We start from the raw sequence: 13760 nt of genomic DNA, 5'->3' as shown, positions 1-13760 counted from the left end.
TCAGTCGTGATGCTCGCGCACACCTGTAACCAGCAGGCTCAGAACGCCCCACGCAATCATGCCGAGAGCGAATACCTCAAAAATCCGCTTCAACCGCCTTGGCTCGACGGCCACATCCGGCTGATTCGGCTGCACCAAACGCTCCAGGTACAGCTGCTTACGTTGCGCTTCAGCCCGAGCATTCTCCAGCGCCGCCATCGCCGATGCCAACTGTTTGTCGGCAAACTGCGAGTCGAGCTGAAGTCGGGTGTAGTTGGCGGCCTTGTCCGACAGCGACCCCTTGCCACCCGTCACACCGCCCGTTGCTTCCTGGATTTGTTTTTCTACTGCGGCAATATTGGTCTTCAGCACCGGAATCTGCGGATTCTGTGGCGCAATGGCTTGTAGCTGGGACAGCTGCGTCTGCGCACTGAACAGTTGCGCCTGCAGCGTAGTTACCTGCTGCAATTGCAAGGCCGACTGCCTGTCGGGGTCGAACACGGTGTTCGATTTACGATAGGTCGCCAGCGCTGCCGCCGCATCCTTGGCTTTGGCCGCAGCCGCGTCGACCTCGCCGCGCGCGAACTGCACCATGTCTTTCGCCGCGCGCTCGTTCATGCGGTTGATCAAGTGCTCACTCAGTTCCAGCAGAGACTCATTGATCTTGATCGCATCCTGCGAGGTGAACGAGCGCACCTGCAGCGTGGTGATCGCGGAGGTGGAGTCGAACTCCACCGTGACCACGCGCTTGTTGTAGTACTTCCAGAGCGCTTCAAAACTATCGTCGAACTGCCGCAGGAACCGGCTCAGGATGTCGCCGTGGTTGCCGTAGGCGTCGAGGATATAGTTGTTTCGGTTCAGCTCGCCCAGGGCATCGCGCGATTCGATGTAATCGATCACCGGATAGGTGTCATCCTGCGCCCGCGAGAAGCCGGTGCCCTGCAAGAGCGCACTCAGGCTGCCGCTCTGGCTCTGCCGCTGCGGGCTGCGCACCACAAAGCGCGACTCAGAAACGTAGATATCGGACGCAACAACGCCAAAGTAGAGCGTCGCGAGCGCGGTTGGCACAACAACAGTGCCGAGAAAGAGCCGGTTAACGCGTTTCAAACGCTGCCAAAGCCCACTTCTGCTTCTGGTCGCCTCAGCGGCCGTGTCTTCTCTCAGTACCGTATCCAACGTATTTTCCAATGCAGTGCATCCCGACGCAGTGCGCCAGGCCGGTACCCTGAAGCTGAGCACGCGCTCAACGCCGGGCGATCCATCAATAAACGCAGACTTATCTGCGCGTTACCACCTCAATATGACGGCCGCATGACGTGCTCGCAATTCCTCAATTGAGGGGAGTTGATTATAGCCAGGGCCTCATGACGGCGCTATTGCGCGCCGCCGCCAAACGCATCAGATTAACAACGCCTCCAAGGCATCCCCTTACGAGACATTGCCGCCTAGGGTATCCTCCTGCCCTGCTCGGACTGTCACCGAAGCGAGCTTTGCCTCGCCCTGCAGATCTGACTGCCTCACCCCTCTTCCCTGATACTTAGGCTGCTGCACGCCCCAACAGATGCGCCGATCGTTTCTCGCCCTGCAAGGCACGGCATCGCCTTTCTTCCGCCAACTGCTGTCCGCTCTGAGCGCACGCGGACACCATGTGCAGCGGGTGAACTTCTGCGGGGGCGATCTCGCCTATACCGGCATCGAGAGAGGGTGCAATTACACGGGTGAACTAAATGCCCTTTCTGGCTGGTATTCCGACCTACTCAAATCAGGTAGCTTTACCGACCTCCTACTCTTTGGGGATTGCAGGAAAATCCATCAGCCTGTATATCCGAGTGCCGAGCGAAATAATATTCGCGTGAACGTATTCGAAGAAGGTTATGTCCGGCCTCATTGGCTTACCATGGAAGTGCACGGCGTGAATGGTCGCTCGCGGTTGCCGCGCGACCCGGCGTGGTATCGCGAGCACCGCGCAGTAACGCCGCGTCACGCTCCTGGCCAAAACACCGGCTACAACCTCTACGAACGCGCTTACCACGACATCCGCTACCGCATGGCAAATGCCTTGTACGCCAGCCGTTTTCCGCACTACCAAAGCCATCGCCCCCATAACGGCTACCGCGAATACGCGGGGCTGGCCCGGCGCCTGCTTCAGGAGCGCCAGTATCGGGTTGAAGCGGAACGGCTGACGGAGCGCCTGCTCGCAAAGAAGCTGCCCTACTACTTGTTTCCGCTGCAACTGAATTCGGACTCCCAGATCCAGACCCACTCGCCGTTCGATGGCATCCGGCAGGCGATTGACCATGTGCTTGCCTCGTTCGCCGCGCATGCGCCTGCTGATGCGCTTCTGGTCATCAAGAATCATCCGCTTGACACAGGGCTGATCGAGTATCGCCACTACGCCAATAAAGCCGCAAAGTCGCTCGGCATGGCAGACCGCCTTGAGTTCATCGATGCCGGCCACCTGCCGACCTTGCTCGATCACGCGCGTGGCGTGGTGGTGGTCAACAGCACGGTCGGGCTGTCTGCCCTGCACCACCGCCGACCGCTCAAGGCATTGGGAACGGCGATCTACGACATGGAAGGCATGACCTGGCAGGGCACCCTGGATACGTTCTGGCGAGAAGCGGAAGAACCGGACATGGCCTTGTACCAGGTGTTCCTTGACTACCTAGTGCACCACACGCAAATCAACGGCGACTTTTACACACGCACCGGCATCGCCATGGCCACGGCCGGCGCGGTGAAGCGGTTGGAGGCTGTGGCCCATGACTGACCGCCGCCCCCATTGCATTGTCATCACCGGAGCCAGCGCAGGCATTGGCCAGGCGCTGGCTCGCGCATACGCGGCACCCGGCGTCACGCTCGGGCTGGTTGCGCGCGATGCAGTGCGGTTGGAAGCCTGCGCCGAGCAGTGCCGGCAGGCCGGCGCCACCGTGATCACTGCGCAATTGGACGTCCGTGACGCTGGGGCAGTGGCCGCATGGCTGACGGCATTCGACGATGCGCACCCGATCGACCTGCTGATCGCAAACGCTGGCGTAGCAAATACATTGTCTTCAGCTAGCGACTGGGAAGACCTTGCGCGCACACGCGAGGTCTTCGACACCAACTTCTATGGGGCGTTTCATACGCTGCTGCCTGTGCTTGCGCGCCTGCGTGCACGCAAGCGTGGCCATGTGGCGGTGATCAGCTCGCTGGCGGCCATTCGCGGCATGGCCATCTCGCCGGCTTATTGCGCGAGCAAGTCGGCAATCAAGGCTTATGGAGAATCGGTGCGACCGTTGCTGGCCGCAGACGGGGTGCTCCTGTCATTGGTCTTTCCCGGCTTCGTCAAGACGGCGATGAGCGACGTCTTCCCCGGCGATAAGCCTTTCCTGTGGTCAGCTGACAAGGCGGCTCGCCACATCCGCGCCAAGCTGGATGCGGGGCGAGCGGAGATTGCATTTCCGGCGCTGCTGGCGCTGGGTATGCGCCTGCTGCCACTGCTGCCTCCACGGCTGGGGGACCGCATCCTGGACCGGCTGTCCTACCTGCCCCGGGCAGAGCGTTAACGCAGCATGCCAGGCGCAGCCATTTTCCTGCTTGCCCTGGCGATGTCGTTCCTGCCGGACGCCATCGCCTTGCCGCGTTCCGCGCCGCCGTGGCGGCGCAACGCTGCGGCGCTTGCCACGCATGGTTTTTCGGTGGCGACGGTGTTCCTGCTGACGCTGGCGGTATCGGCACGCCCGGTGTTCGCGGGGTTCGTGGCCGTGTCGCTGACGGGATTGCTGGCCGTGGTCAGCAACGCCAAGTATGCGTCGCTGCGCGAACCACTGGTGTTCTCGGACTTAAGCCTGTTCAGCCAGTTGTTCCGGCATCCGCGCATGTACCTGCCGTTCCTCAGCTTTGCCAACGTGCTGGCGCTTGGCTTTGGTGTGGCGGTCTTCGTAGGGATGCTGGTGCTGAGCATGCCGCTGCAGGGCGCCTCGCGGGGGCTGCTGCTGGCCGGCGCGGCGGCTAGCTTCCTTTTGCACGCATGGGCCGTGCGAGAGCTTCGGCTGACAATGCAGCCCGATGCCGACCAGCGCCAGCATGGCTTCTACGCGGTGTTCGTGGCCTACTTGCTGAACGGCCTGCGCCCCACCACTGCGGCAGCGCTGCGCACAGCGATGAGCCATGGGCCGTTCTCACGCACGGCGGAACCAACGGTACGGCCGGACGTCATCGTCATCCAGAGCGAATCGTTTTTCGACGCGCGCCGGCTCGGTCTCGCCGTGCGCGCCGATCTGCTGCCGAACTTTGACGCAGCCTGCGCCGAAGCGGTGCAGTGCGGCCAACTGGAAGTGCCGGCCTGGGGCGCCAACACGATGCGCACGGAATTTGCCGTGCTCTCGGGGCTGGATTCTGGCGCGCAAGGCTACGCCAGGTTCTACCCATATGCTTATATACGCCAGCCGTGTACTTCGTTGGCGGGGTGGTTCCGGCGCGCGGACTACCGCACGGTGGCTATGCATCCGTACCACGGAGACTTCTTCGGCAGGCACCGCGTTCTGCCGCTAATGCATTTCGATCGCTTTCTCGATATCCGCCATTTCAACAAGGCGCAGCGCGCGGGTCCCTACGTGGCCGACCTTGCGGTGGCCGATGCCATTCAGGTCGAACTTGAGGCCGCCGGCGATTCGCCGGCGTTCGTCTTCGCGATGACCATCGAGAACCATGGGCCGCTGCACCTGGAACACGTGGCGCCCGGGGAGGCCGCTTCCTATCATGCGTTTGGCGAAGGCAAGCCTTGGAACGACCTGACCGCCTACCTGCGCCACCTCGCAAATGCGGACGCCATGATCGGGCAGTTGACGCGCTATCTGGCTACCCGCAAGCGTCCCGCGATCCTCTGCTTCTATGGCGACCACGTGCCGGCACTCCCGGCGGTTTATCGCCAGACCGACCATCTACCCATCCATAGCGACTATCTGTTGTGGCGCAGTGATGCCGCCTCGGCGCCACCAAGCCAGCAGAAGCGCATGCGGGTACATGCCGAATCGTTGGGCCAACTGCTGATCGATTGCATCAGCGCCCCGCTACCGGCATCGCAGGATGCCGGGGCATCAAGAACAAACGCGGCGAGCACTGAAAGCCAACAGCAGCAACAACAGTAGTCTCTGCCACCTTGGTGTGCCCAGAGATAGCAACGTGAAGCCGCAAGCAGCGCAGAAATCGAGCAGGTTAAGAAGATGAAAGATGCAATAGCTATTGTCGGAATGTCGTGTCGGTTTCCGGGCGGTGTTCACAGCCCGGAGGATTATTGGAAGCTCCTGGTTGCTGAAACCGATGCCGTGACCGAAGTGCCGGCGGACCGCTTCAGTACCGAGTTTTATCAACACCCCTCCAAGCGTGAGCCTGGCAAGAGCTATACTTTTGCGGCCGGCGTCATCGACAACGTCGCGGGCTTTGATGCCGATTTCTTTGGTATCTCGCCGCGCGAAGCGCAGCAGATGGATCCTCAGCAGCGCCTGCTCCTCGAACTGGCCTGGGAAGCCTTCGAACATGCAGGGCACCACCCCCAACAGATGGCCGGCCAGGACTGCGCAGTGTTCGTCGGGGTGGCGGCGCAGGACTATGGCGACCGGGGCGTCGACGACCTCAGCGTGGTGGACGCCTACTCCGCCACCGGCAATACGCTGAGCATCGCCTCCAACCGCATCTCGTATCTGTTCGACCTGCGCGGGCCGAGCATGTCGATCGACACCGCATGCTCGTCGTCGCTGGTGGCACTGCACCAGGCATGCAACGCGATCAGAGCCGGAGAGGTGGAAACGGCGTTGGCAGGCGGCGTCAATCTGCTGCTGCACCCGTTCCCCTTTGTCAGCTTCGCCAAAGCCTCGATGCTGTCGCCCACCGGCCGCTGCCGCGCTTTCGATGCTTCTGGCGACGGTTATGTGCGTGCCGAAGGCGGCGCGCTGGTGCTGCTCAAGTCGCTGTCCAAGGCGCTGGCCGACGGTGACACCATCCATGCCGTGATCGCGTCGTCGGGGGTCAACTCCGATGGCCACTCGCAAGGCGGCATCAATGTGCCGGCGTCGGCCACGCAAGCGGCGCTGCTGGAAAACGTGTACGCCCGCGCCGGGGTCGATCCGCGCGAAGTGGACTATCTGGAGGCGCACGGCACCGGCACCGCAGTCGGAGACCCGATCGAGACGCGCGCGCTGATCGACGTGATTGGCAAGCTGCGCAGCCCCGATGCGCCGTTGCTGATCGGCTCGGCCAAGACCAATGTCGGGCATCTGGAAACGGCGTCCGGCATGGCTGGTCTGATCAAGGCAATCCTGTGCCTGAAACATCGCGCGGTGCCAGCGTCGATCCACTTCCGCACGCCGAACCCCAATATCGACTTCACGGGTGGCAACCTGCGTGTGGTCGATCGCTACACACCGTTGGCGGCCAAGGACAAGCGCCTGCTTGTCGGCGTAAATTCGTTTGGTTTTGGCGGCACCAATGCGCACGTTCTGCTGCGCGAAGCCGCGCCGCCTTCCAAAGCAGCAAAAGCCGGCAAGGCGACCAGCGTTGCGCAAAACCGCCCCGCCCCGTTGATGCTCAGCGCGCGTTCGCAAGAAGCGCTGCAGGCGCTGGCCGCCGCCTATCGGGACCAACTCGGCGCAGGCACGTCCTGGCAGGCGCTGGCAGGCGCGACGGCTCATCGCCGACAGCCCTTACGCTACCGCGCCGTCATCGACCCATCTAACGCTGCAGACGTTGCCGCAGATGGCATCGCGGCGCTGGCTGCGCTGGCGCAAGGCGACACCTGCCCCGCTGTGGTGACGGGCGAGGCCGTCGCCAACGACGGCAAGCTGGCGCTGGTGTTCTCCGGCAATGGCTCTCAGTGGGCCGGCATGGGGCAGCGCCTGCTGCAGGAGGACAGTGTCTTCTGCGCAACCGTAAAGCAGATCGATGCCTTCTGGTGCGCCGACGGCAGCGCATCGCTGCTCGATGTGATGCGTGCAGGCGCCACCGCGGAGTGGCTGCAGCGCACGGAAAACGCGCAGCCACTGCTGTTTGCCATACAGGCGGGCATCGTGCAATCGCTGCTCGAGCAGGGCCTGCGCTTTGACGCATGCTATGGCCATAGCGTGGGCGAAGTCGCGGCGGCGTATGCCGCGGGCGCCTTGTCGATGGAGCAGGCCGTGCGCGTCATCAAGGTTCGCAGCCGCGCCCAGGCGCTCACCGCTGGCAAAGGCAAGATGGCCGCTGCAGGCGTGGGGGAAGGGGCCGCGCGCGAACTGATCGCCGCGTTGGGCCTTGACGACGTGTTGGAAGTCGCCGGCATCAACAGCCCCGGCGCCGTCACGCTGGCCGGCCCCCTCACGGCACTGGAAGCCGTGCAGGCGCATTTGGCGCAGGCAAATCAGTTCTTCCAGATGCTCGATCTAGACTACGCCTTCCACAGTCGGCAAATGGATGCCATCCATGATGTTGTGGTGGAAGGTCTGCGAGGCCTGCAACCGCGGGCAACGCACAGCACTTTTGTCTCAACGGTGACCGGCACGCCGCTGTCGGGCGCCGAACTGGACGCCAGCTATTGGTGGCGCAATATCCGCGAGCCTGTCCAGTTCGAGCCGGCCACGCGCCAGCTGATCGATGGCGGCATGCGGCTGTTCCTGGAAATCGGGCCCCACTCGATCCTGCGCGCCTACGTATCGCAATCGTTGGAGGCGGCTCGCGCGAACGGCAGCGCCCTACCAACGCTCAAGCGCAACCACGACCAGAGCAGCCATCTGCGCCACGCGTTCTGCACGGCGCTCGCACACGGCGCGCGGCTGGATCGCAATACCGTCTACCCCGACGCACACCGCGACGTCGTGCTGCCGACCTATCCGTGGCAGCGCACGCCCTACTGGGCACCCATCACCGCAGAAGGCTACGACCTGGTCCACCGCCACCGCCAGCACCCGCTGCTTGGCTACCGGCTGAAGGACTGCGCGGCAGCCTGGGAAAACCAGATCGACCCAGTCAAGCTCCCCATGCTCGCCAGCCACGTGGTGGACGGGGCTGTCACCTTTCCTGGGGCGGGTTACGCGGAGATGGCGCTGGCTGCGGCGCGCAGCTACTTCGGTACCGTGACTTGCGCGGTGGAGAATCTGGAGATTCGCACCCCGGTGGTATTCCAACCGCAGCAGGGCCGACTGTTCCGCTTTACGCTCGATCCGCGCACTGCGGGTTTCGTGATCGAAACGCGCCCACGCGTGAGCGACGATCCCTGGACCATCAATGTGGCCGGTCGCTTGCTGATCGGCGGCCCGTCGCAGACCGCGCCGGCCATCGAGCCGCAAAGCATGGCTGCGCTCGAAGAGCAGGCCCCCATTGCCGGCAGCACGCTGTACCAGGCGGCACTCGCGATCGGCTTGGAGTTTGGCGAGGCCTTCCGCTGGGTGCAAACGGTCCGCATCGACGGTGACGTTGCACTCGCTGAGCTTGCAGCGCCCGCCTCGCAGCAGGCTCATCTGGATCGCTACACGATGCATCCTGGCGCGCTCGACAGCGGCCTGCATCCGCTGCTGGCCCTGATGGCCGCCGGCAAGCCCAGTGCTGAGCAGGCCGCCTACGTACCGGTGCAGTTTGGCCGCATGGATTACTTTGGCGGCGTGCCGGCCCGCGTGGTGGCGCGGATCGAACGCCGCAGTCCGCATTCGTTGGTCGCCAATTTCCAATACCTGGATGCCGGCGGCAATACAGTGCTGAAGCTCTCCGCATGCCGCTTCCGCCGCGTAGATCTGATCCGCCGTCGCCACGGCAAACCTGGGCGCTATGTCTTTGCGCTGGAAGCCAAGCCGGCAACCGAAGCGATCGCTGCGGCTGCGACGCCTTCGCCGGCCAGCCTGTTGGCCACGGCAGCCACCATGGTCGCCGGCACCGAAGACGCCGCGCATCGCGACAGGCACCTCACCGAAGTCATGCCGCTGATCGACGTGCTGGCTGCGGCCTACGCGTTGCGTGCCGTCGAAGCGCTGCACGTCCGCGCCAAGGCCGAGCTGCCGGCCTGCGCGAATCCAGCACTGCTCGCACGGCTAGTCGACATGTTGCTGGAAGACGGCATCCTCGTGCGCCGCGACGGCGTGCTGGCACTGGGCGACGAAACGCTGCCGCCTATCGAAGAACTCTGGCGGAGCCTGCTATCCCTGTCGCCCAGCCATGTTGCCGAGCTGACGCTGCTGGCACATTGCGGCGCCTCGCTGCCGGCCATTCTGAACGGCGAGCTGGAAGCGGGCGCCGTGCTGCCCCCGGCGCGCAACAGCCTGCTGGACCATCTGTTCGAGGCCTCTCCGACGTGGTCGCATGTCAACGCAATGGCCAGTGCTAGCCTGGATGCGTGCATCGAGAGATGGACCCAGCGCCGCCCGATGCGGGTTCTGGAAATCGTCCCGCCGGAAGCCAATCTATTCGAGCCGATCGGCGCGCACCTGCAGGGCCGCTGCGAGTACACCATCGCCGGCAGCGCGGAGCAGCTCGGCGCCTTTGATACCGGCCGTCATCCGCTAATCCGCACGGCGACGCTACAACTGAGCGATCAGCCCGAGTTGACCGTCGAGCCGGGACGCAGCCACACGTTCGATGTGGTGGTGGTCAATAACCTGCTGCGCACATCTGGCAAGCCGAATCGATTGCTGGCGGCCGTGCGCACGTGGATGACGCCTGGGGCACTGCTGGTGCTTAGCGAGGCCCAGGCAAGCCGCTTCTCCGACATTGTGTTCGGTTTGTCGCCAGAATGGTGGTCCGCAGGTCGTGGGGATTTGCTCCCCGCCGAGTCCATCGAAGCCATGCTGCTTGCCGAGGGCTTCCAGTCACCAGCCCGCCACGTCGAGGCTGATCTCCAGATTGAAGGCGCACCGGCGCTGCTGCTGGCGCGCCGCCAGCTTGGACGTCAAGCTGATTCACGCGATATCGGCGAGATCGTCACAGAAGGAATTGACGGCAACGCCGAGCAATTGGGGGCGAACTGGCTGGTGGTCTGTCCTGGCACACCGGCCGAACTCGCCACCACGCTGGCTGCCGCGCTCGAAGAGGCCCTTGCTGGCGCAAGCCTGGCGAGCCGCAGCCCGCGCGTTGCGTTGGTGGAGTCCCCCGAAGCGGCGCTGGCGCATGCCGCACTGGACGAAGCGGGAGCACCGTGCCAGATCGTCTTCCTTGCTGCAGACGCGCCAAGGCTTGACGATAGCGCCGACGCGGGCACGCTGATGCAGGCGCAAGAGCCGACTTCAGTCGCGCTTGCACGTTTAGTGCGCGGCTTGAACGGCAAGCGCGCCAGCGCGCAACTGTCGATCGTCACCTGCGGCGGCGCGCCGCTGGCTGCGCCCGGCACGCCAGCAACGGCGCTGCAGCCGTCGCAGGCCACCCTGTGGGGTCTGGGCCGCGTGCTGATGAACGAGCACGCCGAACTGCATTGCAGGCTCATCGATATCGATCCACGCGAGACGCAGCCAGTACCGGCGCTCAGCCGTGAGCTGCTATGTGCCGATGCGGAAGATGAAGTCGTGCTCGGCCTCGAAGAACGCTACGTGCCGCGCATGCTGACCGCCGAAGTGAGCGAGCTGCGCGAACAGGCCACACGGGCCGCCGCAGGTGCATCGGCCATACCCGCTGTGCTCGGCTTTGAATCGCCGGGCTCACTGAGTCACCTGCAGTGGTTCCCGCTGCCCGAGTTCGAGCTGGAACCCGACGAAGTCGAAGTGGAGCCGATGGCCGCGGGCCTGAATTTCCGTGACGTGATGTACGCGATGGGCCTGTTGTCTGACGAAGCCGTCGAGAACGGTTTTGCCGGTCCGACCATCGGCATGGAGTTCTCCGGCCGCGTCACGCGTGTGGGCAGTGCGGTCGCAAATTTCGCCAGCGGCGATCTGGTGCTCGGTTTTGCCCCCGCGTGTTATGCGAGCCGGTTGCGTACCCGCGCGACGGCGCTGGCACACAAACCCGCGCGGCTGAGCTTTGAGGAAGCCGCCACGATCCCGACCACGTTCTTCACCGCCTATTACGGGCTAAACGAACTGGCGCGCATTCGCAAGGGCGAGCGCGTACTGGTGCATGGCGCGGCCGGCGGTGTCGGCATCGCTGCAATCCAGTTGGCACGCCACCTCGGTGCCGAAGTATTCGCCACCGCAAGTAGCAATGAAAAGCGCGAGTTTGTACGCCTGCTCGGCGCAAGCCGCGTGTTCGACTCACGCAGCCTGGCATTCGCCGACGAGATCCGGCGCGCGACCGGAGGCGAAGGTGTCGATGTCGTGCTCAACTCGCTCGCCGGCGAGGCGATGGTGCGCAGCATCGACGTGCTACGTCCGTTCGGTCGCTTCCTCGAGCTCGGCAAGCGCGATTTCTACGAGAACAGCCGTATCGGCCTGCGCCCGTTCCGCAACAACATCAGCTATTTCGGCATCGACGCCGACCAGTTGATGGATGCGTCGCCGCAGCTCACCGCATCCCTGTTCGCCCAGGTGATGGCGCTGCTCGATCAGGGCGTGCTCGATCCGCTGCCCTACCGCGCGTTCCCTGCCGCACGCATCGAGGAAGCCTTCCGCTACATGCAGCAGGCCCGCCAGATCGGCAAGATCGTGGTCACCTTCGCCGGCGGGGTGCCCGCACCGCAGGCCGCCAGCGCATCGCATCTCGCGCTGGATCCGTCGGCCGCCTATCTGGTTGCGGGCGGCACCGGCGGTCTGGGCTTCGCCACGGCACGCTGGCTGGTCGAGCGCGGCGCACGTCATCTGGTGCTGGCCAGCCGGCGCGGCACGCTCGCGCCCGAACTGGCCGAGGAAGCGGCGCACTGGCGCGACACGCTCCAGGTAGATACGGCGGTCGTGTCGTGCGACCTCAATAATGGCGCGGCGGTGCGCGCGCTGGTCGACGGACTGGGCCGCAGCGGCACGCCGCTGAAGGGGCTCGTGCATTCGGCAATGACCATTGCCGACGGCCTGATCGCCAACCTGGACGACGCCAAGATGCGCGACGTACTGGCGCCCAAGGTTGCCGGTGCCTGGAACCTGCATCAGGCCACGCGCGAACTCGCCCTGGACTTTTTCGTGGTGTATTCGTCGGCCACCACCTTCCTGGGCAACCCCGGGCAGTCCAACTACGTGGCCGCCAACGCCTTCCTTGAGGCGCTGATTCACCAGCGCCGCGCGCAAGGCCTGCCGGGCACCTACATGGCTTGGGGCCCACTCGAGGACGTGGGCTTCCTCGCCCGCAATGCCCAAACACTGGAGGCGTTGCAGGCCCGCATTGGCGGCCGCGCAATCACCTCTGCACAGGCGATGACCGCGCTCGAACAGGTGCTGCAGTGCGGCCATGCCGGCGAAGCGCTACTGTGGCTCGACTGGAAGTCCATCTCGCGCGTCATGCCAGCCGCACGCTCGCTGCGCTATCTCGACATGCGGGGCGGCATCGGACAGGAAACGCAGCGCGCCGATGGCGCCAGCATGCAAGCCGAGATCCGCGCGCTTGACTCCGCCGAAGCCGTGCAACTGGTGATCGAGACACTGCAGGCACAGATCGCTCGGATCCTCCACCTATCTGCCGCCAAGGTCGATCCTGATCGCTCAGTGACCGATCTGGGCATGGACTCGCTGATGGGCATGGAGCTCGGCATGGCAATTGAGGAGTGCTTCGAGGTCAAGCTGCCGGTGATGATGTTGGCCGAAGGTGCGACCGTGCGCTCGCTCGCGCAGAAGATAGCTGAATCGGTGCGCGCCGGCGCAACCGACGGCCAGGAAGCAGGCGCTGCAAGTGATGTCGAGCAGCAATTGGCCTCACTGTCGGCCATCCATGGCTCGGAAATCAGCAGCGACGAACTGCAACGCATGGCACGCGAAATGACCGCCAACCGAGCAGTCGCAGATGTCCTCACTGAGACGACCTCGTGATGACCGCGCCGGGCTGGGCAAGCAATCAGGGAACACTGGCGCGCGAGCTGCGGCTGTACGGCCGCGGGCTGCACACCGGCAAGCGCGTCAATGTCCGCGTGCATCCTGAGCGCGTCGGGCACGGCATCGTGTTCCGGCGCATGCGCGGCGGCCAGCAGCTTGCATTACTGCCCGCCTCTGCGGCGCTGCGCCTGGGGCAGCCGTTGTGCACGGCACTCCAGAATGCCGATGGCTGGCGCGTGCGCACCGTCGAACACCTGCTGGCAGCTTTGCTGGCATGCCAGATCGACCACGCCACCGTCGAGATCGATGCCGAAGAGGTGCCGATCCTGGATGGCAGCGCACAGCCCTGGCTGCAGGCGATCGAGGCCTGTGGACGCCTCCCGCTGGATGCACCCAAGCGCTTCCTGCGGATTCTCAAGACGGTTGCTGTGGAAGATGGCGGCATGCATCGCACGATCATCGAACCGGCCGACCACTATGCGATGTCCGTAACCAACGACCTCAAGGGGTTCGGCGAGATGAACTGGCAGGGCATCATCGACCCCGTTTCGTTCGCTTCCGACATCGCGCCATCGCGCTCATATGGCCGCCTGCGCTGGGCGGTGCCAGCCATCTTGTTTGGCTATCTGCGGGGCCAACCGATTCTGCGCGGCGCGAGGCCGTCATGCACCGCTACCATTGTCGGCTCCGGCGTGATCGGCGGCATGCGCCTGCCGATGGAGTTCGTGCGGCACCGCGTGCTTGATCTAATCGGCGACCTAGCTCTGCTGGGCGCGCCGCTGTTAGGCAAGGTCACAGCCTTGCGCCCCAGCCACGAAATGAATTACCGGCTTTGTGCCGCCCTGCTCGCCCGGCCCGATGCCTGGGAATGGGCATACCCCACACACTGACGAAGGAATC

6 protein-coding genes are annotated in these 13760 nt (G+C 64.3%); 5 read left to right on the top strand and 1 reads right to left on the bottom strand.

The window, feature by feature from the left end; translation table 11 throughout:
• The gene (locus tag DOD19_RS06065; protein WP_112184587.1) at positions 1-1167 is read right to left on the bottom strand and encodes a hypothetical protein; all 1167 of its coding nucleotides are present in this window, start codon (positions 1165-1167) and stop codon (positions 1-3) included.
• A 373-nt stretch (positions 1168-1540) separates the two neighbouring features.
• Between DOD19_RS06065 and DOD19_RS06060 the strand changes: the two genes are divergently transcribed.
• From DOD19_RS06060 to DOD19_RS06040, 5 genes are all read left to right on the top strand, one after another.
• The gene (locus DOD19_RS06060) at positions 1541-2749 is read left to right on the top strand and encodes a capsular biosynthesis protein (RefSeq protein WP_112184586.1); all 1209 of its coding nucleotides are present in this window, start codon (positions 1541-1543) and stop codon (positions 2747-2749) included.
• Positions 2742-3527 carry an SDR family NAD(P)-dependent oxidoreductase gene (locus DOD19_RS06055; RefSeq protein ID WP_112184584.1) on the top strand — a complete coding sequence of 262 codons (786 nt, stop codon included), beginning with the start codon at positions 2742-2744 and terminating at the stop codon, positions 3525-3527. The genes DOD19_RS06060 and DOD19_RS06055 overlap by 8 nt, the downstream gene beginning before the upstream one ends.
• A 6-nt stretch (positions 3528-3533) precedes the next feature.
• The gene (locus DOD19_RS06050) at positions 3534-5111 is read left to right on the top strand and encodes an LTA synthase family protein (RefSeq protein WP_112184582.1); all 1578 of its coding nucleotides are present in this window, start codon (positions 3534-3536) and stop codon (positions 5109-5111) included.
• Positions 5112-5186: 75 nt separating this feature from the next.
• Entirely contained in the window at positions 5187-12857 is a 7671-nt protein-coding gene (locus DOD19_RS06045; protein WP_112184579.1) for a type I polyketide synthase, read from the top strand.
• Complete coding sequence (locus DOD19_RS06040; RefSeq protein WP_009240836.1) at positions 12857-13750, top strand: UDP-3-O-acyl N-acetylglycosamine deacetylase; 894 nt, start codon at positions 12857-12859, stop codon at positions 13748-13750. Before DOD19_RS06045 ends, DOD19_RS06040 begins: the two co-directional genes overlap by 1 nt.
• Positions 13751-13760: the final 10 nt, after the last annotated feature.

The organism is Ralstonia sp. GX3-BWBA (assembly GCF_003290055.1).
Classification (GTDB): Bacteria; Pseudomonadota; Gammaproteobacteria; order Burkholderiales; family Burkholderiaceae; genus Ralstonia; species Ralstonia holmesii.
Note: the sequence above shows the minus strand (reverse complement) of the source record. Positions and strands in the feature narration are given on the sequence as shown.

Bases quoted from the DNA above. Each gene is read 5' to 3' on its own strand.
- DOD19_RS06060 (WP_112184586.1), top strand. From the start codon at position 1,541: ATGCGCCGATCGTTTCTCGCCCTGCAAGGCACGGCATCGCCTTTCTTC.
- DOD19_RS06055 (WP_112184584.1), top strand. From the start codon at position 2,742: ATGACTGACCGCCGCCCCCATTGCATTGTCATCACCGGAGCCAGCGCA.
- DOD19_RS06050 (WP_112184582.1), top strand. From the start codon at position 3,534: ATGCCAGGCGCAGCCATTTTCCTGCTTGCCCTGGCGATGTCGTTCCTG.
- DOD19_RS06045 (WP_112184579.1), top strand. From the start codon at position 5,187: ATGAAAGATGCAATAGCTATTGTCGGAATGTCGTGTCGGTTTCCGGGC.
- DOD19_RS06040 (WP_009240836.1), top strand. From the start codon at position 12,857: ATGACCGCGCCGGGCTGGGCAAGCAATCAGGGAACACTGGCGCGCGAG.